Source organism: Streptomyces sp. NBC_00390 (assembly GCF_036057275.1).
Classification (GTDB): Bacteria; Actinomycetota; Actinomycetes; order Streptomycetales; family Streptomycetaceae; genus Streptomyces.
In genome coordinates this window covers 4,229,746-4,250,269 of record NZ_CP107945.1, presented here as the reverse complement: position 1 = coordinate 4,250,269, position 20,524 = coordinate 4,229,746, and the positions used below count along the sequence as shown (strand labels likewise).

Annotated in this window: 20 protein-coding genes; 12 read left to right on the top strand and 8 right to left on the bottom strand. The window is 67.9% G+C overall.

The genetic code is table 11. The annotated features are described in order from the left end of the window. Window positions 1–260 precede the first annotated feature (260 nt). From OHS70_RS18500 to OHS70_RS18490, 3 genes are all read left to right on the top strand, one after another. On the top strand, window positions 261–1,373 hold the full coding sequence (locus tag OHS70_RS18500) for a LacI family DNA-binding transcriptional regulator (protein WP_328398896.1): 1,113 nt from the start codon (window positions 261–263) through the stop codon (window positions 1,371–1,373). 159 nt (window positions 1,374–1,532) lie between these two features. Further along, window positions 1,533–2,621 (top strand): metallophosphoesterase, encoded by a 1,089-nt coding sequence (locus tag OHS70_RS18495; RefSeq protein ID WP_384041876.1) that lies wholly within the window; start codon window positions 1,533–1,535, stop codon window positions 2,619–2,621. Between the two features lie 149 nt (window positions 2,622–2,770). Continuing rightward, window positions 2,771–3,595 carry a hypothetical protein gene (locus tag OHS70_RS18490; protein ID WP_328398892.1) on the top strand — a complete coding sequence of 275 codons (825 nt, stop codon included), beginning with the start codon at window positions 2,771–2,773 and terminating at the stop codon, window positions 3,593–3,595. Between the two features lie 28 nt (window positions 3,596–3,623). Here the strand turns inward: OHS70_RS18490 and OHS70_RS18485 are convergent, their stop codons facing one another. Next, a complete protein-coding gene (locus OHS70_RS18485; protein ID WP_328398890.1) occupies window positions 3,624–4,730 on the bottom strand; it encodes a hypothetical protein in 1,107 nt (368 codons plus the stop codon). A gap of 658 nt (window positions 4,731–5,388) precedes the next feature. Here OHS70_RS18485 and OHS70_RS18480 point away from each other — a divergent pair. Continuing rightward, window positions 5,389–6,003 carry a hypothetical protein gene (locus OHS70_RS18480; protein ID WP_328398888.1) on the top strand — a complete coding sequence of 205 codons (615 nt, stop codon included), beginning with the start codon at window positions 5,389–5,391 and terminating at the stop codon, window positions 6,001–6,003. A gap of 1,032 nt (window positions 6,004–7,035) precedes the next feature. Here the strand turns inward: OHS70_RS18480 and thiC are convergent. Next, entirely contained in the window at window positions 7,036–8,811 is a 1,776-nt protein-coding gene (thiC, locus tag OHS70_RS18475) for a phosphomethylpyrimidine synthase ThiC (protein ID WP_328398886.1), read from the bottom strand. A gap of 177 nt (window positions 8,812–8,988) precedes the next feature. On the opposite strand from thiC, the gene OHS70_RS18470 reads away from it, so the two are divergent. Then, on the top strand, window positions 8,989–10,338 hold the full coding sequence (locus tag OHS70_RS18470; protein ID WP_328398884.1) for a YibE/F family protein: 1,350 nt from the start codon (window positions 8,989–8,991) through the stop codon (window positions 10,336–10,338). Between the two features lie 25 nt (window positions 10,339–10,363). Here the strand turns inward: OHS70_RS18470 and OHS70_RS18465 are convergent, their stop codons facing one another. The 4 genes from OHS70_RS18465 to OHS70_RS18450 all read right to left on the bottom strand — a co-directional run bounded on the left by OHS70_RS18465 (window position 10,364) and on the right by OHS70_RS18450 (window position 12,629). Continuing rightward, window positions 10,364–10,798, bottom strand: coding sequence for an SsgA family sporulation/cell division regulator (locus OHS70_RS18465; RefSeq protein WP_328398882.1), 435 nt, complete (start codon window positions 10,796–10,798; stop codon window positions 10,364–10,366). 130 nt (window positions 10,799–10,928) lie between these two features. Then, complete coding sequence (locus tag OHS70_RS18460) at window positions 10,929–11,699, bottom strand: IclR family transcriptional regulator (protein ID WP_328398880.1); 771 nt, start codon at window positions 11,697–11,699, stop codon at window positions 10,929–10,931. Window positions 11,700–11,963: 264 nt separating this feature from the next. Beyond that, window positions 11,964–12,176, bottom strand: coding sequence for a DUF5326 family protein (locus tag OHS70_RS18455; protein WP_328405730.1), 213 nt, complete (start codon window positions 12,174–12,176; stop codon window positions 11,964–11,966). A 135-nt stretch (window positions 12,177–12,311) separates the two neighbouring features. Continuing rightward, on the bottom strand, window positions 12,312–12,629 hold the full coding sequence (locus OHS70_RS18450; RefSeq protein WP_328398878.1) for a cupin domain-containing protein: 318 nt from the start codon (window positions 12,627–12,629) through the stop codon (window positions 12,312–12,314). 51 nt (window positions 12,630–12,680) lie between these two features. On the opposite strand from OHS70_RS18450, the gene OHS70_RS18445 reads away from it, so the two are divergent. The 5 genes from OHS70_RS18445 (at window position 12,681) to OHS70_RS18425 (ending at window position 16,380) form a co-directional block, all read left to right on the top strand. Then, window positions 12,681–13,058, top strand: coding sequence for a phage holin family protein (locus OHS70_RS18445; protein ID WP_328398876.1), 378 nt, complete (start codon window positions 12,681–12,683; stop codon window positions 13,056–13,058). A 7-nt stretch (window positions 13,059–13,065) separates the two neighbouring features. After that, the gene (locus OHS70_RS18440; RefSeq protein ID WP_328398874.1) at window positions 13,066–13,563 is read left to right on the top strand and encodes a low molecular weight protein-tyrosine-phosphatase; all 498 of its coding nucleotides are present in this window, start codon (window positions 13,066–13,068) and stop codon (window positions 13,561–13,563) included. Next, entirely contained in the window at window positions 13,560–14,681 is a 1,122-nt protein-coding gene (locus OHS70_RS18435) for a cystathionine gamma-lyase (protein WP_328398872.1), read from the top strand. The genes OHS70_RS18440 and OHS70_RS18435 overlap by 4 nt, the downstream gene beginning before the upstream one ends. 243 nt (window positions 14,682–14,924) lie before the next feature. Further along, window positions 14,925–15,815, top strand: coding sequence for a LysR family transcriptional regulator (locus tag OHS70_RS18430; RefSeq protein ID WP_328398870.1), 891 nt, complete (start codon window positions 14,925–14,927; stop codon window positions 15,813–15,815). A gap of 85 nt (window positions 15,816–15,900) precedes the next feature. Continuing rightward, window positions 15,901–16,380: an NUDIX hydrolase gene (locus OHS70_RS18425; RefSeq protein ID WP_328398868.1), complete on the top strand. Its 480-nt coding sequence runs from the start codon at window positions 15,901–15,903 to the stop codon at window positions 16,378–16,380. Window positions 16,381–16,449: 69 nt separating this feature from the next. On the opposite strand, the gene OHS70_RS18420 is transcribed toward OHS70_RS18425, so the two are convergent. Both OHS70_RS18420 and OHS70_RS18415 read right to left on the bottom strand, forming a co-directional pair. Beyond that, window positions 16,450–17,946 carry a globin domain-containing protein gene (locus tag OHS70_RS18420; RefSeq protein ID WP_328398866.1) on the bottom strand — a complete coding sequence of 499 codons (1,497 nt, stop codon included), beginning with the start codon at window positions 17,944–17,946 and terminating at the stop codon, window positions 16,450–16,452. A gap of 296 nt (window positions 17,947–18,242) precedes the next feature. Beyond that, window positions 18,243–18,893: an HAD family hydrolase gene (locus OHS70_RS18415; RefSeq protein WP_328398864.1), complete on the bottom strand. Its 651-nt coding sequence runs from the start codon at window positions 18,891–18,893 to the stop codon at window positions 18,243–18,245. A gap of 77 nt (window positions 18,894–18,970) precedes the next feature. Between OHS70_RS18415 and OHS70_RS18410 the strand changes: the two genes are divergently transcribed. Both OHS70_RS18410 and OHS70_RS18405 read left to right on the top strand, forming a co-directional pair. After that, window positions 18,971–19,516 (top strand): DUF2269 domain-containing protein, encoded by a 546-nt coding sequence (locus tag OHS70_RS18410; protein ID WP_328398862.1) that lies wholly within the window; start codon window positions 18,971–18,973, stop codon window positions 19,514–19,516. A gap of 5 nt (window positions 19,517–19,521) precedes the next feature. Beyond that, window positions 19,522–20,394 carry a GNAT family N-acetyltransferase gene (locus OHS70_RS18405; protein WP_328398860.1) on the top strand — a complete coding sequence of 291 codons (873 nt, stop codon included), beginning with the start codon at window positions 19,522–19,524 and terminating at the stop codon, window positions 20,392–20,394. Window positions 20,395–20,524 lie beyond the last annotated feature (130 nt).

Below are 20,524 nucleotides of genomic sequence, written 5' to 3'. Positions count from 1 at the left end.
GGGGGAGCGCTGGGCCATAGCGCGCGCCGGTGGCTCGCGCCGTAGCGCGCATCCCTCGTAATGGTGAGTTGAGACCTCTTCGCAACCTGACCCCTTCGACAGGCCCACACGGCCCGACACCGGAGACAGCGTGTCGACAACCGCCAACTCCCTTTGCTTTATTGGCTCTTGACCACTGATGATCATGCAAAAACGTGCCTGCCTACGAGTGAATATGCGACCGGCTCTACCACCCACGCGAGCCCTACTATCGGCTCGCCATGACAGCAGCAGGGAAGCATCAGGTGAGCCGGACGGACACATCCCGCCGGGGCAGTCGGCGCGGCCGGGCGGGCATCAGGGACGTGGCCGCCGCAGCCGGGGTCTCCATCACGACCGTCTCCGACGCACTCAACGGGAAAGGCCGGCTCCCGGACGCCACCCGTCGGCATGTCCGTGAGGTCGCCGACAGACTGGGCTATCGCCCCTCGGCCGCCGCCCGCACCCTCCGTACCGGCAAGTCGGGCCTGATCGGCCTGACGGTGACGACCTACGGGGATGAACCTTTCACCTTCACCGAATTCGCCTACTTCGCCGAGATGGCCAGAGCCGCGACCTCGGCCGCGCTCGCCCGCGGCTACGCCCTCGTCATCCTGCCCGCCACCTCACGCCATGACGTCTGGTCGAACGTCGCCCTCGACGGCACCGTCGTCATCGATCCCTCCGATCACGACCCGGTCGTCACCGAACTGGTCCGCCAGGGCCTGCCCGTCGTCTCCGACGGACGCCCCGCCGGCACCCTCCCGGTCACCGCCTGGGTCGACAACGACCACGAAGCCGCCGTACTCGATCTGCTGGACCATCTCGCCGCCGCGGGCGCCCGCCGGATCGGCCTGCTCACCGGCACCACCACCGACACCTACACCCGCCTGTCGACGACCGCCTATCTCAGCTGGTGCGAGCGCGTCGGACAGGACCCGGTGTACGAGTCCTACCCCGCCCATGATCCGTGCGCGGGCGCCGTGGCCGCCGACCGGCTGCTCGCCCGCCCCGACCGGCCCGACGCCGTCTACGGACTCTTCGACCCCAACGGGACCGATCTGCTGGCCGCCGCCCGCAGGTACGGCCTGCGTGTCCCCGACGATCTGCTGCTCGTGTGCTGCAGCGAGTCGACCGTGTACGCCACCACCGAGCCGCCGATCACCACGCTCTCGCTCAAACCACGCCGGATCGGGACAGCGGTCGTCCAGTTACTGATCGACGCGATCGAGGGAATCAACGAGGACCGGCCGATCGAGCAGGTGATACCGACCGAGCTGATCGTCCGGACCTCGTCGCAGCGCCGCCCTCCGCGAACAACCGTGAGCGCCCCACGTTCACCAGCGAAGGACTAGAGCTTCCCAATTGGGACGAAACGGTCAGAGAACCAGGGGTGCACAAGGATTCACCACCCCTGGTGCGTCACACAGCGCCGGGCTCATTCCTATGATGGGCGAACGACACCACGGACCACCCCGACCAGGCTGGGCCGAAAGGTGAACGGCGGCGCGACTGTGGTGGAGGGGTCGATGACTCAGGGGGCCGGTCAAGGACCCGTGGTGCGGACGGCGACGTTGCGCGATTTCCGCGTCCCGCCGTACGCGCAGGTACCCGTGCAGTCGGACCCGATGAACTCCAGCCATCCCGGAAACGCCTTCCCGGAGGGCGAACCGCCCGAGGGCTACACCCCCACGGCCCGCGACCTCCCGGTCATCGGCCGCGGCGGCCCCGGCGACACCGTCCAGGTCCAGGTCGACCCCGACGCGCAGCCCAAGCCCGAGGGTCTCGGCCCGCTCTATGTCGTCGGCGACGTCCACGGCTACCTCGACGAACTCGTCGCCGCACTGACCGAGCAGGGGCTCATCGACGCCGAAGGCCGCTGGGCCGCCGGAAACACCCGGCTCTGGTTCCTCGGCGACTTCACCGACCGGGGCCCCGACGGTATCGGCGTCATCGACCTCGTCATGCGGCTGTCCGCCGAGGCCGCGGCCGCCGGCGGCTACTGCAAGGCGCTGATGGGCAACCACGAGCTGCTGCTGCTGGGCGCCAAGCGCTTCGGCGACACGCCCGTGAACTCCGGTGCCGGCACCGCCACCTTCCAGGCCGCCTGGCTCCTCAACGGCGGCCAGAAGGCCGACATGGACCGGCTGCAGGAAGTGCACCTGCAGTGGATGGCGCGGCTCGATGCCGTCGTCGAGGAGGACGGCCACCTGCTGCTGCACTCCGACACGACCGCCTACCTCGACTACGGCTCCACCATCACGGACGTCAACGACACCGTGCACGCGATCCTCACCCGCAACGACGCGGACGAGTGCTGGGACCTGTTCCGCAAGTTCACCAAGCGCTTCGCCTTCCGTGACGACTCCGGCCCGCAGGCCGTACGCGAGCTGCTGTCCACCTACGGCGGCGGGCGTGTGGTGCACGGACACAGCCCGATTCCCTATCTGCTGGGCGAGGTCGGCACCGAGGACGGCGAGGACGGCGAGCGCCCGGTCGTCGAGGGCCCGCATGTGTACGCCGACGGGCTGGCGATCGCCATGGACGGCGGCGTGACCATGGCCGGAAAACTCCTTGTCGTGCAACTCCCCCTGCAAGGCTGAGCCGACCGGGGACAGGCGATTTATGGAAACCCCCTGTCACGTTGCGCCATAACCGCTCTACCATCGGCTTATCCAGAGCAGACTCTCCTCCGTTTCCGCCCTGCAGCCCTGCACATGCGGGAAGTCCGGGCCCTACGGAGCATCGGGGGATGCACATGAACAGCGCTCCGCACCTGCTGACCGAGGACCGCGCCGAATACGAGCGGGTCCTCAACGACGCGCTGCGCAACGCCCATGAACGTCCGGACCTCGCAGCCGTCGGGCTGCGCCTCAACACCGAGCAACTGCGCACCATGGCCCTGAACGCGACGGCCCTGATAACCACGTCGGCCGCCGCCGAATACGAGCACTACGTAAAGGTCCGCAGGGAAATGCGCACCCCTGCGGCGGCCACACCCGTACGCAACTCCGTACTCGCACCCGGCGCGGACGCCTCCGAGGACGGCGCGGGCTTCGGCGCCGTGATCGCCGTTCTGGCACCGGTGCTCGCGGGCACCGCCGCGCTGATCTTCCTGCTCGTCGGATACATCCTGAAAATGCTGAGCCCGACCCCTTCCTTCGCCGACACCCTGCTCACCGCCGGCTGGTTCTTCGGGGCGCTCACCGCGGCAGCCATCCTGGTCGCCGCTGTGGGACTGCTGCTGACGGCCCTGCGCAACGGCGCCACCCAGGTCGTGGCCGAGGAATCGACCGGCGAGCTGCCCGACGAGGTCGCCCGTGCCAAGGAAGCCTGGCGCCATGCCCTGCTGGAACGGGGGATCCTGCCCTTCCTGCGGGCCGCACTCGCAGACCCGAGTGCCGACCCGGCCTCGAGCGAACCGCCGCGACCGGTGAGCCGTATGCCCAAGGTCGGCTACAGCGGTCCGGACTTCTCCAGCCCCAGCGAGGGGTCGACCACAAGACAGCGGCCGACCTTCACCAGCCCGGACTTCACCAGTCCCGACTTCGGCGGCCCCGAGCACCAGCCGGAGTGACCGGAGCGGCCAGGTCCCGCGGCTGTCCTCACAGACGCCGGACGACCTGGGCCTCGGCACGCTCCACCGATGCACGGCCATGGGCATCGACCAGGGCCAGATGGAACAACGCGGGAGCCAGCGGTGCCCACCGGTGGACGCGGTCGGCTCGGAGCAGGTAGCGGGCAACGTCCGCGGGGCGGAAGGGAACGTAGTCGATCGTCTGGTGCTCCCACCTGTCGGCGACGCCTCTGCTCATCCGCGCGCGGAGGTCGTCGCGGGTCAGCGTCTTGAGGCGCGCGGAGAAATGAGCGCTCCAGTGGCGCCGCTCGGAGTCCAGGACGAAGGCGAGAAGGGCGAGAGAGTACTCGTTGGTCTCCAGGGACATCTCCTCGCGCATGCCGCGGCGCGCGACCGCGTACAGATCCGGCGCATTCCTGCCGGACGAGTCGATGTGCCGGGCCAGGCCCTCGTTCACCGAGGAGTTCCACACGCCGGGCGCCATACGCACCCGATCGCTCCGTCTGGTGACCACCAGCATGTCGTCCGCGGTCACCACGGCGATGTTCACGGCGAAGCTGCACTGCAGGAAGGCCGGTGCCTTCAGCGGGTCGTCGGGATCGAGGTACCGGGACCGCGGTGTGGCACCGTCGGGCAGCCGGCGGTCGAGCTGCTGGGCCGCGAGGAACGTGTAGTAATCCGTCGGCCGCAGCCGCAGATGGACCTCCGGCTGCTCCTCGAGGGCGGTCCGCGAGACGTCGAGCGCCTCCACGGCGTAGCGCTGACCGTTCCAGACGGGCGTCCCGTTCTCGGCCTGGAGCCGAGCGCTCTCGGCCTCGATCTCGTTTCGCCAGCCGGCCATGTCCGGCGGCAGGTCGACCTCTTCGTCCACCACCTGGATGTGGACCGCCTCGGCGCCGATCGTCGACTCGCCGTCCCCCTCCACGATCAGGGCGGGGGTGTGCAGCGGCCCCAGGGAGAAGGTCGTCCACGACGGACCGGAATCCTCACCCCGGGACCTCAGGCGCCGTACCGCTCTCGTGGACCGCCTGCGTACCTTGAACCACGCGTCCTGCAAAGGCTGTTGGAACAAGGTCGCGAAGACGATGCCGAGCACGGCTCCGACCACTCCGTTGGCGACGTCTATTCCGACCATGCCCCGCAGCGTAGCCGGGAGTGATCACCTGCCGTCCGGCCCGTCCGCCAACGGGCCGGACGGTCAGCGAGTACGGACCGGTGAGGCCGGACCCGACGAACGGGCAGCCGGTGTCCCGGGCCAGGATCCGGGCCCGGGACACCGCCGAATGCCCCGTCAGTCCGCGCTGGACGCCTTGCCCCTGAAAGCACTCCCTGACTCTGCGGCTGTTGATGGCGGAGATCGAGCAGTCACAGGCGTACGCCCCCGGGGCCGCCGAGGTAACCGGGGCGTGTGTGCCGGGAGACGCCGAGAGGCAGCCATAATCCCTCGACGCACGATGAAGTCAATCATTCAGGTCTCGCCCGCGCTTATCCTTGCGCGACTTATTGTCGATATTTGAGGTTTCTTTGAGTCTTCCACTCGGCACACGGAATGAGATTCTTGTTTAATCGCCAACCTCAAATTAAATCAGCGTGACCCACGTCACTTCCCGTTGCGAAATTCAAGCCCTCCCTCCGATAGAAATGGCGTGCGCACGTCACCCAATGGGCATTAAATCCAAGGTGGCCTGCCTGCGACTCCCTGACCAAGAGTCGCCCCATAATACGTATCGAATCGGGGCACAATGGACCGCGCTGTAGTGCGCACTGCAATACCTCTCTTCACCGCTGGAGTCATGCTGCTGGCAGGGGCCGGAGCGGGCGTCGCTTCTCCGTTGGATGAGCCCCTTCCGGCCGAGGACGCGAAAATCGTTCTGGATGACGGCCGTGTCATTGGGGCCAATGGCACGGTCGATTTCTCGTTCGAGGGGGACGGGCCGAATCAGTCGAATCCGGGCACGGGGGGTGACAAGAGCCCGATGGCCTGTCCGGAGGTGAACGACAAGCCGAAATACACCGTCAAGGGGACGCCGTACTTCATGGCGGACAAGGACGAGCCGCAATCGACGTGGCTATTGCCGCGTCAGACGGTTACGTGGACCGTGACCGGAAGTCACACCTTTACGTGGGACATTGGCGCCAGCGCCGAGTTCGAGGCAAAGATCATCCTGGCCAAGGCCAAGCTCAGCATCGACACCAAGATCAGCAACTCGTGGACATGGACCGGGACCCAGACCGTTGCCGACACGAACGGCACGAAAAAGGGATACCGCGCTGTCCTCGGTCAGGTGGGCTGGAAGCTTACGACTGTGAAGACATGGATCGCTCCGCCTTGCACTGTGAAGAAGAAGACCATCGTCATCAAGGCTCCCCGCAAGGGGGACATGTCGATCGGGCGGCAGAACTCATGAGCCGGGCCAGCGGAGCGAATCAGAGGGCAGTGCTTTGCCTCGTGGCCACCGCAGTGCTCTGCGCCGCGGCATGCAGCCCAACCGAGCGGTCCGGCTCACCTTCGCAGAGCCCGAGTGCGACCGGGTCCGCTTCAACTGCACCGGGGAAGAACACTGATCTTGCGGCTGTCCTGGAGCAAGCATTCGTCGCCAGAGAGTCTCTCGGCAGTGGCTCCGGCCGGCTGAAAACGCGGTTCGGGAACACCCATCCCCGCACTCCTGAAGGTGTGCTGAGCGTGACATTCGCGTTCACGTGCACTGGTAAATCGAAGATCTCACTGAAGTTCTCTGTCGGTAATAAGGAATTGCCACCAGTCGCGGACACTCAGGCATGTGACGGCTCCATTTTTCAGCGAAGCATTGACGTATCCAAACCCGGCCCCGTCAGCTTCGACGCCACTGTAAGCGGCTCCGACAACGGAAGTTTCGCGTACGCCTACTACGCCGAGAAAAAGCAACTCCCGAAGAAGACGTGATCAGTAGCACTACGGCATAGCCCCTGAGCTATCCGCATGCGGGCCCACGGATGACCGCCACCGGTGTCCATCGGGCACCGGGTCCTGAACAGGGACCGCCTGACCGGACCACCTCGTAGCTGTCCAGGCCGAGAGGTGGTCCGGTCTTCGTGTTGCTGTGCACAGTCGCTGAACCGAAGCGCCGATAAGTGCCCAGAAATAATTGGCCCGCGCCTCCGAGGCCAACCAGAACCGGGGGCATGTGACCGGGAGACACTGAGATGTCAGAAAATCAGTCCCCAATTGGGACGTTGAGCCGGTTGCCCTGTACGGCAGCAGGTCAGGGGCAAACTGCTCAGTGATGCTTCTGCTGATCTTCATCGAGCAGGCGCTCCGTCAGGATGCCGAAAGCGGTACCGCTCAGAACACCTCACCTCGACGATCATCCCGCCCCGCACACCCCGCTACCGCCCAACCCATCGGGTGCAGGTAGGAACGGTAGCGGTGCCGTCTGACAGCAGCCGGAGGGCGGGACAGATCAGTCCGCGAGCGGCAGGTACACGCGGTTGCCTGCGGCGGCGAACTGCTTGGACTTCTCCGCCATCCCGGCCTCGATGTCCTCCGGCGTGCCGCCGTGCTCGCGCCGGATGTCCTGCGAGATCTTCATCGAGCAGAACTTCGGACCGCACATGGAACAGAAGTGCGCGGTCTTGGCCGGTTCGGCCGGCAGCGTCTCGTCATGGAACTCCCGTGCCGTGTCCGGGTCGAGGGCCAGGTTGAACTGGTCCTCCCAGCGGAACTCGAACCGGGCGTCCGACAGCGCGTCGTCCCATTCCTGGGCCCCCGGGTGCCCCTTGGCCAGGTCCGCCGCATGCGCGGCGATCTTGTACGTGATGACACCGGTCTTGACGTCGTCACGGTTGGGCAGCCCGAGGTGCTCCTTGGGCGTGACGTAGCAGAGCATCGCGGTGCCCCACCAGGCGATCATCGCCGCGCCGATTCCGGAGGTGATGTGGTCGTAGGCGGGCGCCACATCTGTGGTCAGCGGCCCCAGGGTGTAGAAGGGGGCCTCTTCGCAGATCTCCTGCTGGAGGTCGATGTTCTCCTTGATCTTGTGCATGGGGACATGCCCTGGGCCCTCGATCATCGTCTGGACGTTGTGGCGCTTGGCGATCGAGTTCAACTCACCGAGCGTCCTCAACTCCGCGAACTGCGCCTCGTCGTTGGCGTCGGCGATCGAGCCGGGGCGCAGCCCGTCCCCGAGGGAGTAGGTGACGTCGTACGAGGCGAGGATCTCGCACAGCTCCTCGAAGTTCTCGTACAGGAACGACTCCTTGTGGTGCGCCAGGCACCAGGCCGCCATGATCGAGCCGCCGCGCGAGACGATGCCGGTCTTGCGGCGCGCGGTCAGGGGCACGTAGCGCAGCAGCACGCCCGCGTGGACCGTCATGTAGTCGACGCCCTGTTCGGCCTGCTCGATGACGGTGTCCTTGTAGATCTCCCAGGTCAGCTCCTCGGCCCTGCCGTCGACCTTTTCGAGGGCCTGGTAGAGCGGCACCGTGCCGATCGGGACAGGGGAGTTGCGCAGCACCCACTCCCGCGTCGTGTGGATGTTGCGCCCCGTGGACAGGTCCATCACCGTGTCCGCGCCCCAGCGCGTCGCCCAGGTCATCTTCTCCACCTCCTCTTCGATGGAGGAGGTGACCGCGGAGTTTCCGATGTTGGCGTTGACCTTCACCAGGAACCGCTTACCGATGATCATCGGCTCGATCTCGGGATGGTTCACATTCGCGGGAAGTACGGCCCGGCCGGCGGCGATCTCCTCGCGCACCACCTCGGGCGACACGTTCTCGCGGATGGCGACGTACTCCATCTCGGGTGTGATCTCGCCCCGGCGGGCGTACGCGAGTTGGGTGACCGCCTGCCCGTTGCGGCCCCGGCGCGGCTGCCGCGGTCGGCCCGGGAAGACCGCGTCGAGATTGCGCAGTCCCCCGCGCGGCGAGGTGTGCTTGAGCCCGTCGTCCTCAGGGCGCACAGGGCGGCCCGTGTACTCCTCGGTGTCGCCGCGGCCGACGATCCAGTTCTCGCGCAGCGGGGCAAGTCCACGACGGACGTCGGTCGCGACCGCCGGATCCGTGTACGGGCCGGACGTGTCGTACAGCGTCACGTCGCTGCCGTTGGTGAGGTGCACCTTGCGCACCGGCACCCGGAGGTCGGGGCGTGAGCCCTCGACGTATCCCTTGTGCCAGCCGATGGACTTCCCTGCCTCGTCGTTCTGCGTCGAGGCAGGCGTGCGTGCGTCCGACATGGTCATGAGACCTACTCCCTACGCCGGCATTACCCGGTAACAGGTTCGGCGGTCGGCGCAGCGTCGTCAGCGCCCTCTCAGCCCGGTGCTCCGAGCTCCCGCGTGTGCAAAGGTGCCACCACGCTAGCGTCATATCTGGCGTGCTGAACAGTGGGCCCCTCGCGTTCTTGCGATGATCGGTCGGTGACCTCATCGCCGCAGGCCCCAGAACCGCACGGCCACCCGACCGGCCATACGCACAGCCACGGGCCGGCAGCGCCCGTCTCCAGGCACCTTCGCAAGGTCATCGCTGCCGTATTGATCCCCTTCGCCACGGCCGTGGTCGTCGGTCTCGCCGTGCTGTGGCCCGGCGGGGTACCCGGCCATGAGCGCAGCGGGGTCGGCTTCGACCGGCAGACGGAGCAGGGCAAGGTGGTCAAGGTCGAGAAGGTGGACTGCGCGGACGTCAACGTCGGGCAGGTCCCGCCGGCCGGCGACACGTCGACCCCCGAGGGGCGCGAGGCCGCCAACGCCCAGCAGGGCAGCTGCGGGAAGGCGACGATCGAGGTCACGAGCGGCAAGGACAAGGGCCGGACCTTCACCGAGATCGTCCAGCCGGACGCGCCGCGCCAACTGCGCGCGGGGCAGGGGGTGGTGGTGGCATACGCACCCGATGCGCCCCGGGATCTCCAGTACTCGGTGACGGACGTCGACCGTACGGTGCCGATGGTCGTACTCGCCGGAATCTTCGCGCTCGCCGTCGTCCTGGTGGGACGAATGCGTGGCGTCATGGCCCTGATCGCGCTCGCCGTCTCCTTCGCCGTGCTGACCATGTTCATCCTGCCCGCGATTCTCCAGGGATCGAATCCGTTGGTCGTCGCGGTCGTCGGGGCCAGCACCATCATGCTGTGCTCGCTCTACATGTGCCATGGCCTGAGTGCGCGCACCTCGGTCGCGGTGCTCGGCACGTTGATCTCACTGCTGCTGATCGGGCTGCTGGGCTCTGTGTTCATCGACTGGGCGAGTCTGAGCGGCAACACCGACGACTACACCGGTCTGATCCACGGCCTGTATCCGGACATCGACATGAGCGGTCTGCTGCTGGCCGGCATCATCATCGGTTCGCTCGGTGTGCTCGACGATGTGACGGTCACGCAGACGTCCGCGGTCTGGGAACTCCACCAGGCCGACCCGGCCATGGGCCCGCGCGCCCTCTACCGGGCGGGCATCCGCATCGGCCGCGACCACATCGCGTCCGTGGTCAACACTCTCGTACTCGCCTATGCGGGCGCGGCGTTGCCCCTGCTGCTGCTGTTCTCCATCGCACAGTCCAGCGTGGGCACCGTGGCGAACAGCGAACTGGTGGCGCAGGAGATCGTACGGACCCTGGTGGGGTCGATCGGGCTGGTCGCCTCCGTACCGTTGACCACGGGTCTTGCGGCACTGGTCGTCTCCGCCGACAGGACTGCGGCTGCTGCGGGCGGGTCCGGATCGCCCGCGGCACAGGGCGGATCGCCGGGCCGCGGCGGCCGGGGCCGCCGGCGCAAGAAGTAGCCGGCCGGGAAACGGGGCGGCAGGGTCAGCCGGCGTTCTCCTCGGCGAGGATGCGCCCGAGCGCTTCCTCCAGGCTCTCGTCGAAGTCGCTGAGCGCGCGCTCCTGGCCGAGGGGAACCAGCTTGTCGGTGCGGTCCAGGAAGGCGACGAGGGGTGCAACCCCGGCCCGGAAGAGCGCGGAGTCGTTCCCGACGCGCAGCCGGATCCTGACGTCCGAGAGCCCCTCCGGCTGCGTGGGCGCGATCTGCACATCGCCGTCCCCGCTGGGCGCGTTGATCCCGTCCAGCAGCAACTCGCGGCCGAACGCCCAGGTCACGGGCGCATCGCCGGGCAGGTGAAACGTCATCCGCACCGCATAGGGGTCCCCCGTCTCGTACTTGAGCTCCACCGGGATCCGGAAGGAGAGCTCCTCGGAGACGAGGAAACTCATCAGGACCTCGGCCTGGACCGACTCGCGCATCACGTACCTCGCAGGTGACGAAGCTGAATGAACCGTGCTGATGGAGCAAGAAAACGGCCAGGAACGATCCCCGTAGGCCCTCTTGACGTAATCGTGGTGGAAGGGCTAACAGATCACAAGGAGTGATATTTCAGATACTGATAGAGAAGGCGAGTGACCCCAGAAGCCCAGCTATACCACTGCGCAACTGTTCCACAGCAGGGAGTAGCCGTGCCGCCTGGTGGAGGGGGAGTGAAATGGCCATCGTGGCCGCGGCGGAGCCGGCCGTGATGGGAATCGCGGCACAGACCGTACCGAGCGCATATTCCTGACGCTCCACCACCACTTCCGTCCGCCCGACGGAGGAGAGCCGCTCCAGCAGCGTGCACCGGTTGCGCACGGAGTACGGGGTCACCGGCAGCACTGGGTGGCGGTCCAGATGATCCCGGCGGGCACGGTCGTCGAGCTGGCCGAGCAGACACTGCCCGAGCGCATGCGCATGACCGGTCTCGCGGAAATCCGCCCACTCCGTCACCGCGGGGGCCTGGGGGGTGTCGGCAACTGCGACGAGTTCGATCTCACCCTCGCGGTAGACCGCGAAGTAGACCGGGACCCCGATCGCATCACGCCAGTGCGCCAGCGAGTCCTCGAGGGTGCTGCGACGATTCTGCACCGCGCCGCCGACAGCCAGCCGGCCGACGGCCGTACCGAGGGCGAACACGCCCTTCTCCCGGCGCAGATAGTCCTCATGGGCCAGGGTGCGCAGCAGGTGATAGGCGGTGGGCAGCGGGATTCCGGCCTCACGGGCAAGCTGCTTGGCGGGGGCTCCGTCCGGATGGGCGCCCGCGGCCTCCAGCAGTCTCAGTGCCCGCTGCACCGAGCCGATCAGGGTAGGGACAGCGGCATTCGTAGCCCCGGCCAAAGGTCACCCCCCAGGCGTGGTGACGGGCAGCCCGCCCGCCCGCGGGGGCCGCCCCCGCGCGGCCGCCGCTCACTCGGGCACTGACCCGGCATTCAGCCTGCGCAGCGCCGGAAGTGCTGGTCACAGCGCTGGTTGCCGGAGGAATCGCTCAAGAAGCGGCGAAGATTTTCCACTCTAATGGCAGCGCCGGGCCGGGGGCGGGTTTATCAAGGGCGTTCCCCCGGCCGGGCTAACAGTCGTACCGGCTGCCTCCGGTCGTACGCACTACCAGTCGCTGCGCGAACCGGAGGACGCCGTGAACTTGCGTACGACGAAGATGAGTCCACCGACGAGGGCCACGAAGACCAGAAGTTTGAAGAGCAGCCCGATCACGAAACCGACGACGCTCGCAATGAGCCCGCCGAACACCACGAGGGCGAAGACGGGCACGGCCACCCACTTCACCCACCACGGCATCCCCGCGAATATCTCCCGCACAGCCATCGTCCTACCTCGTTTCTCTGAGCCTCTTCGAGTGCCTGCCATCGATGCTAGGCGCGCGGCAGTGGTGTGCGGGGGCCGCGAGCCCTTGATCTCCCCTGATCGAACCCCTAGGGACCGGCAGGGTTCCCCTCAGCTCTCGGGGGGAGAAAAGACCACCATCACCCGCAGATCCTCGCTGATGTGATGGAACTTGTGCGGAACGCCCGCCGGAACGTACACCACACTGCCCCGGCCGACCTGCGTGGTCTCCATACCCACGGTGATCGACGCCCGGCCACTGACGACGAAGTAGACCTCGTCCTGTTTGTGGGGCAGCTGAGGGTCGATCTCGCCCGCATCGAGCGCGTACAGCCCGACCGACATGTTCCGCTCGCGCAGAAACTGGAGATACGCCCCGTCGTTCGCGGCGCGCTCCGCCTCCAGTTCATCGAGTCGGAATGCTTTCATCGCCCGTCAGCCCCTCCACTTGGCCCGATCACGTCTGCCACGATCAGACACATGACGAATTTCCTAGTCAAGACGCTCGCCAATGCCGCCGCCCTGGGAGTGGCCATCTGGCTGCTCCAGGACATCACCCTCACCGGTGACTCCACCGGCAAGAAGGCCCTGACACTCATACTGGTGGCCCTGCTCTTCGGCCTGGTGAACTTCCTGGTCAAGCCCCTGGTGAAGCTGTTCACCCTGCCTCTGTTCATCCTTACCCTCGGCCTGTTCACCCTCGTGATCAACGCCCTGATGCTGCTCCTGACCTCGTGGCTCGCGGACCAGTTCGACCTGAACTTCCATGTCGAAGGCTTCTGGACCGCTGTACTCGGCGGCCTGATCATCTCCATCGTCTCGTGGGCACTGAACGTCGCCCTGCCCGACAAGGACTGAACACCGCGTGAGTTCCCTGTATCGCGTCTGCTTCGTGTGCACCGGCAACATCTGCCGCTCGCCGATGGCCGAGTCCGTCTTCCGCGCACGTGTCGAGGAGGCCGGGCTCGCGGCGGCGGTCGAGGTGGACAGCGCCGGCACCGGAGGCTGGCACGAGGGCGACGGCGCCGACCCGCGCACCGTCGCCGTACTGGAAGCGGCCGGCTACGCGAGCGCGCACACCGCTCGCCAGTTCCAGGCCGCCTGGTTCCCCCGGCTCGATCTCGTGATCGCGCTCGACGCCGGACATCTGCGAGCGCTGCGGCGGCTCGCACCGACGCCCGCGGACGCCGCGAAGGTACGGCTGCTGCGGGAGTACGACTCCCGCCGGCCTGACGACATGGACGTGCCCGACCCGTACTACGGCGGCATGGGAGGGTTCGAGGACTGCCTGGAGATGGTGGAGGCGGCGAGCGACGGGCTGCTCGCCGCCGTACGCGCAGCACTTGAGGAGCACGTGGCATGACAGTCGGAGACGGCACCAGGGCGGTGCGGGCGGGGCTGCCCGAGCCGGCGAAGTACGAGCCGACACTGCCCGGGCCGGTCTTCTCGGCCCACTTCCACCTGCCCGGCGAGGCGTCCGGCCCCTACACCTACGGCCGCGACGACAACCCGACCTGGACCCATCTGGAACGGGCGATCGGCGAGCTGGAGGCGCCTGGGGAGAGCGTCGAGACGCTCACCTTCGCCTCCGGCATGGCGGCGATCTCCGCCGTACTGTTCTCGCAGCTGACGGCGGGCGACACGGTCGTGCTGCCCGCCGACGGCTACCAGGTGCTGCCCATGGTGCGGGCGCAGCTCGAGGCCTATGGCATCGAGGTACGGACCGCGCCGACCGGCGGCGACGCACAGCTCTCCGTCCTGGACGGAGCGCGGCTGCTGTGGCTCGAGACCCCCTCCAACCCGGGCCTCGACGTGTGCGACGTGCGACGGCTCGCCGATGCGGCGCACGCCGCCGGTGCGCTCGTCGCCGTCGACAACACCCTCGCCACCCCCCTGGGGCAGCGCCCGCTCGAACTCGGCGCGGACTTCTCGGTCGCCAGCGACACCAAGGGGATGACCGGCCACGGTGACATCCTGCTCGGCCATGTGACCTGCCGCGACGCCGAGCTGGCGGCAGGGGTACGGCGCTGGCGCAAGATCGTGGGGGCGATCCCGGGGCCGATGGAGGCCTGGCTCGCCCACCGGTCGCTGGCCACGCTCCAGCTGCGTGCCGACCGCCAGTGCGCCAACGCCCTCGCCCTCGCGCAGGCGCTGGGCGGACGTGGCGAGGTGAGCGGACTGCGCTACCCGGGGCTGGCCGCCGACCCCTCGCACCCGACCGCCGCGCGACAGATGCGGCGCTTCGGCTGTGTGGTCTCCTTCGTGCTGCCCGGCCGTGCGCACGCAGAGCGCTTCCTCGGCGCACTGCGGCTGGTCGACGAAGCCACCAGCTTCGGCGGTGTGCGCTCCACCGCGGAACGCCGCGGCCGCTGGGGCGGCGACGCGGTCCCGGAGGGCTTCATCCGCTTCTCGGCGGGCGCCGAGGACACCACCGATCTGGTGGCCGATGTGCTGCGGGCGCTGGAGGAGGCAGTGGCGTAGCCGTAGGTGCGACGGGCCGGGCGTAGCACCCGCTACGCCCGGGCGCTGAGTGCGGCTACGTACGGCGGACGGTCCGAGCCTCCCCCCTCATGGCTCGGACCGTCCCGGTTCCTACGCGCGAAGAACCGTGCGGACAAGGCTAGTTGACTCTGCGTCAGTGTCCAATCACGGTAGCGACAGAGACCTATCGACTTATTTATAGTTGGCCGGGTTCGGGCATCGTCGGTTCGGGAGGGGCATGGCATGGATCTGGCCCTGTTGCGCACATTTGTCACAGTGCACCGGGCCGGCTCCTTCACGCGCGCCGCCGCGCTGCTGGGCCTGTCCCAGCCCGCCGTGACCGGACAGATCCGCACGCTGGAGCGCCAGCTCGGCCGCCCCCTCTTCCTGCGCCAGGCCCGCGGTGTCACCCCCACGACCATCGGTGACGAGCTCGCGCACCGGGCCGCACCGCATCTGGACGCCCTGGTGGAGATCGCCGAGGCCGGGCTCGACGACGAGGCGGGCATCCGGACCCTGCATCTCGCGGGCCCGCCCGAGTTCACCTCGCTGCGTGCCCTGCCGGCACTCACGCCACTGATCGGGCAGGGACTGGCGCTGCGGGCCTCGTTCGGAACCGCGGAGGAGACCCTCGAGGGGCTCGCCGCCGGACACCACGACGTGGCCATCACCACCGCCCGGCCCCGCGGCGGGCTGCTCACGGCGACCGCACTGTGCGACGAGGAGCACGTCCTGGTCGCCGCCCCCCGATGGGCCGCCCGCCTGGGGCCCGCTGTACTGCGCAAGGGCCACGTCGTGCTCGAGCAGCTGCCGGTGGTCGAGGTGCATGAGTCGTTACCTCTCGTCTCGCGCTACTGGAACGCCGTCTTCGACTCCCGGCCGGCCGCCGCGGGAGCCGTTATCGCGCCCGATCTGCGGGCCGTGCTGGAAACCACCGCCAGCGGCGCGGGGCTCGCCGTACTGCCCCGATATCTGTGCGAGGAGGCCCTGGAACGCGGCCGGCTCGTCGCCCTCCTCGATCCTGCCGTGCCGCCGCTGCGCACGTACTTTCTGGTGGTACGCACCGGCACCCTCGCCCATCCGCACATTGCCCGGGCCCACGAGTGGCTGCTGCGTGCGGCCGCCGACTGGTGAGTGTGAACAGCGGCGAGATGGCCGTCCGGCAAGAGTTTGCTGGGTCGGGCGTTTCAGAACCGCCGGCATGGGCCACTCTCTTGCCATGACCGAACGACCCGTGGTCAAGCGCACGGCCCGCGCCATCCTGCTCGACGGCGACGACCTCATCCTGATCAAGCGCACCAAGCCCGGTGTGGACCCCTACTGGCTGACTCCCGGCGGCGGGGTCGAGCCGGAGGACGCCACTGTCGTCGACGCCCTCCACCGCGAAGTGGACGAGGAACTCGGCGCCAAGATCACCGACGTGGTGCCCTGTTTCGTCGACACCGTAGAGCACATCGCGGACGGCGGCGTGACCGGTGTGAAGGTGCAGCACTTCTTCGTGTGCCGGCTGGAATCGATGGATCCCGCCCTGCGGCACGGCCCCGAGGTCGACGAGCCCGCCGGGGAGTACGAGATCGTGCGCGTGCCGTTCAGCCGCGTCGGGATCGCCGCCGTTCATCTCGTCCCGCTCTCACTGCGGCACTATCTGGACGGCAATATCGAGGGCGTACGGGCGATGCACGCTCCGGACCTGGGCTGATGCGCTGACGCAGGACGCGTCGGCCGGGCCTTGGCCGGGCAACCCCGGCGCACCGCACCCGGACGGGTCCTAGTCGCCGGCCGCCACGAGCTCTTCGAGCGAGTCATGGCGGATGCGGTCGTAGGGGATCCCGATGCCGCGCAGCGCATGGACACCGCTGCGGATCATCCCCGGCGGTCCGGAGAGATAGGCGTCGTACCCGTTCCAGGGTCCGTTGCGGCCGAACTCCCTTACGGCGTCCGGGAACTGCGCACGGTCGTCCACCACCGGCCGCACCGACAGCCATGGATGGGTCTGCTGGAGCCGCAGCATGGTGTCGATGTCGTACAGGTCGTAATCGGTGCGCGCCCCGTAGAACACCTCCACCGGCCGCCGCTCGCCGTGCTTCGCGACGTCTTCCACCAGTGCCTTGATGGGCGCGATGCCGGTGCCGCCGCCGAGGCACAGCAGTCCGTTGTCGGTGCTGTGGTCGACCGTCATGGAACCGGCGGGCGGTCCCAGCCGCAGTACGTCACCGGGGCGGGCATGGTGCACCAGCGCATTGGAGACCCAGCCGGCCGGAACAGCCTTGACGTGGAAGGACAGCAGTCCGTCGGCCCGGGGCGCTCCGGCGAAGGAGTAGTGCCGCCAGATCCGCGGCCACCAGGGCGTCTCCAGACTCGTGTACTGACCGGCCAGGAACGCGTACGGCTGGTCGGGGCGCACGGTGACGATCGCTATGTCGGGGGTACGCAGATCATGCGACACCACCTCGGCGTGCCACCAGGCAGGCGCATGCCGCTCGTTCTCCGACGCCGCGTCGATCATGATCTGCGAGATCGTGGTGTAGGTGCGCACCCACGCGGCCTCGGTCTCCGCGTCCCAGGTGGCCGTCGCATACCGGGCCAGTGCCCCGATCAGGGCTTCACCAACGGCCGGGTAGTGCCCGGGCTGCGTGCCGTACTTGCGATGGCCGCGGCCCAGGTGCTGCAGATAGTCGGTCAGCACTGCGGCGTTGTCCATGTGATCGGCCGCTGTCAGCAGCGCCTTGAGGAGGCGGTCGCGCTGGGCGTCCATCGCGACGGGAAAGAGGTCGCGCAGTTCGGGGTGGCGCACGAAGAGAAGTGCGTAGAAGTACGACGTGACCTTGTCAGCGACGGGAGCGATCTCCGCCATCGTGCGGCGGATGAGGATCGCATCCGGCGAGGCGTCGGCAGGGGGCAGCGCGAAAGCCGAGGAGGCCGCTGGAGCCGGCTCCGTATGCGCCACCGCCTCTGCTTCGGGTGCCGGTTCTTGGCGCGGCGCCGCCTCGTACGCGGTGTGCCCACCGGGAGCGCGGGCAGCGGCGTGGCCTTCCGCGGCGCGGGACGCACCGGAGCCCACCGGTCGAATGGCGGCGAACGAACGGCTCGGGGCGACTATTCGCTCCGGACCATCGGCATCCGCCTGCTGTGCGCTTTCCGGCGGCCGGCCCCGGCCCGGCTGCTTCCGAGGGGCGAACCATCCACCCGCGCCGTCATCCCCTGAAGTGCCGTTGTTGGCCGACGTGGTGGTCGGAGCGTCCATTGTCTGCCTCGCCTCGAACATCTCTGGGTCGGTCCACGCACTTCCGCGGTCGGAACGTGCCTCAATTCCGCTCTGCCTCAGGAGTCTGCAGGCCCACACCGCCTTCGGCCATACGCCGAATCGGGACGAGTAGCCCTTGATCGAGACTCTGCCCGCAGCACCCGTCGTCGCAGCATCCCAGGTAACGCCACCACAAAGGACAAAGAGCGGAAAGTCCGGGTATCCGAACCCGTTTTCCCGTTAGGCTGCATTGCCCCCATGTCCATATGCGGGGCCTCTCTGCCACCCCTGGGCCCCTGAACCAGTTGCGGTGTGAACTAGCCGGGGTTTCCCACTAGTTCATAGGCCTCGCGAAGATCGCCCCCCGTATAGCTGTGCGTAGCCAGGCCCGCCAGATGGCGATCCGCATTCACCGCTACCGTCACGGGCACCGTCGCGAAGATCTCCGCGTCCGACATGGAATCACCATATGCAACACATGCGTCCAGACCCACCCCGAACTCTGCACAGAGGCGGTTCGCGATCTTCACCTTTGCCGCTGCACTGAGAATCCCCGCTGGATCCACAGGCCGGCTGAACGGAAGATCCGGAAAGCGCGACCCGTGGGCCGCGTGAACTCCCCAGTTCAGCAGTCGTTCCACGAAGAAGGAGGGCGAGAGCGAAATTACGGCGCAGTAGTCGCCACGCTCACGGATCTCCCGCCACACCTCCCGGATGCCTGCCAGCCACGGAGCGGCCGCGAACGCGGCGGCCACATGCGCCTCGGTCAGGTCCCGCCACAGGGCGTGCACAGCCACGGCATACTCCGGCGGGCCGATCCTCCGGGCACCGAACCGCCGCTCCAGTGCGGCGATCTCCTCGAGCATCCCGAGCTGCCGGGAAATCTCCACGGCCGCCGCCGATCCCTGGATCAGCGTGCCGTCCATATCGAAGAGATGGAGCCTTGGCGTGGCTTCTCTGTATGCCATGTACGCCGAGATTAGTAGCCGTGGCTACTCCCGCCGTCAGATGCGGAAGACCTGCGCCCCCGGACATCGTGTTTCACGTGAAACCACTCACACGCCCCGCCCGTCGGGCCATCCTCGTCGTCCATGTCACCGCCTCCGCCGGCTGGCTCGGTCTCACACTCGGCCTGCTGTCGCTGGCCCTCACGGCCTACACCACCGAGTCTGCCGTCATGATCGAAGCAGCGTGCCGCTCGATGAAGGTCTTCACCGACTGGCTCGTGCTGCCGGTTGCCTTGCTCACGCTGGCCAGTGGGCTCGTCCTGTCCCTGGGCACCAAGTGGGGGTTGGCCCGGTATCGCTGGGTCTGTACGAAGTTCTGGCTCACGCTCGCTACGACCATTGCCACCGCTTTCGCACTGCGTCCGGGTGTCACCAGGGCAGCCGACACCGTCGCTGCGGGCGGTGTGCTCGCCGACCCCCTCGACCTGGTGATGGGCCCCGCCGTCTCCCTGAGCACCTACGTCTTCATGACGGTCATCTCCGTCCTCAAGCCATGGGGCCTGACCAGGCGCGGCCGTCGGCTCCGCGCGCCCGCGACATCACCAAAAGCGCTGGACGAACGGTCGCTGAGTCGGACAGCCTGACCCCTATGCCGATGCCGCTCTCCGAGCTCCCGATCAGACGCCTGACCTGGGACGACCTCAGCGCCTGTGCCGACCTCTCCGAAGACCGCGGCTGGCCGCGCGAAGACCACAAGTGGGGTCTGCTGCTGACGGCAGGGACCGGCTACGGAGTCGACGCCCCGGACACCAAGGGACTGGCCGCCGCGTGCGTGCTCACCTCGTACGGCCCCCGACGCACCGAGGACCCCGGACTCGCCGCGATCGGCATGGTGCTCGTCGCCGAGCGATACGCCCGACTGGGGTTCGGGCGCCGTCTGATGAAACACGTCATCGCGGAGACCGGGGACACCCCGATCACCCTCCACGCCACTCCCAACGGCAGGCCGCTGTACGAGGAGCTGGGCTTCGCCGTCACGGGCCGCGCGGAGATGGTGCGCGGCCATTTCACCCACTCCGGACTCGCATCCACGGTGGCAACCCGCCCGGCCACCGCCGAGGACCTTCCGGCCGTGCTGCGCCTGGACGCCGACGTCTTCGGCCAGGACCGCACTTCCATGATCACCCGGCTGCCCGCCTTCGCGGACCTGCTCCTGGTGGCGGAGGAGGACGGGGTGCTCACTGGGTACGCGGCGCTCTGGCCCAATATGGACACCCATGTCATCGGCCCCCTGATCGCCCGGGACACGCACACGGCCAAGGCGCTGATCACCTCACTTGCCACCGGTACGGACCGCCCTTTGCGGACCGACATCGATGTGCGCCACGAGGAGCTTCTGGCCTGGGTGAAGGAATGCGGACTGGAGCCGATCGCCTTCAACACCGTGATGACCTATGGCATCCCTGACCTGCCTGGCGACTGGACGCGCCGCTTCGCCCCACTCACGGTGGCAGCCGGATAGGGCGACGCCCCCTGCCCGAGAGCCGGTCCTCTGGGAGTGCGGCCCCTCAGGGAACAGCGACACACCTCGATTAGTTGCAAACGCGGGATATTGCATCAATCGTCTAACCTGGAGAGCGAGCCGCTCGAGA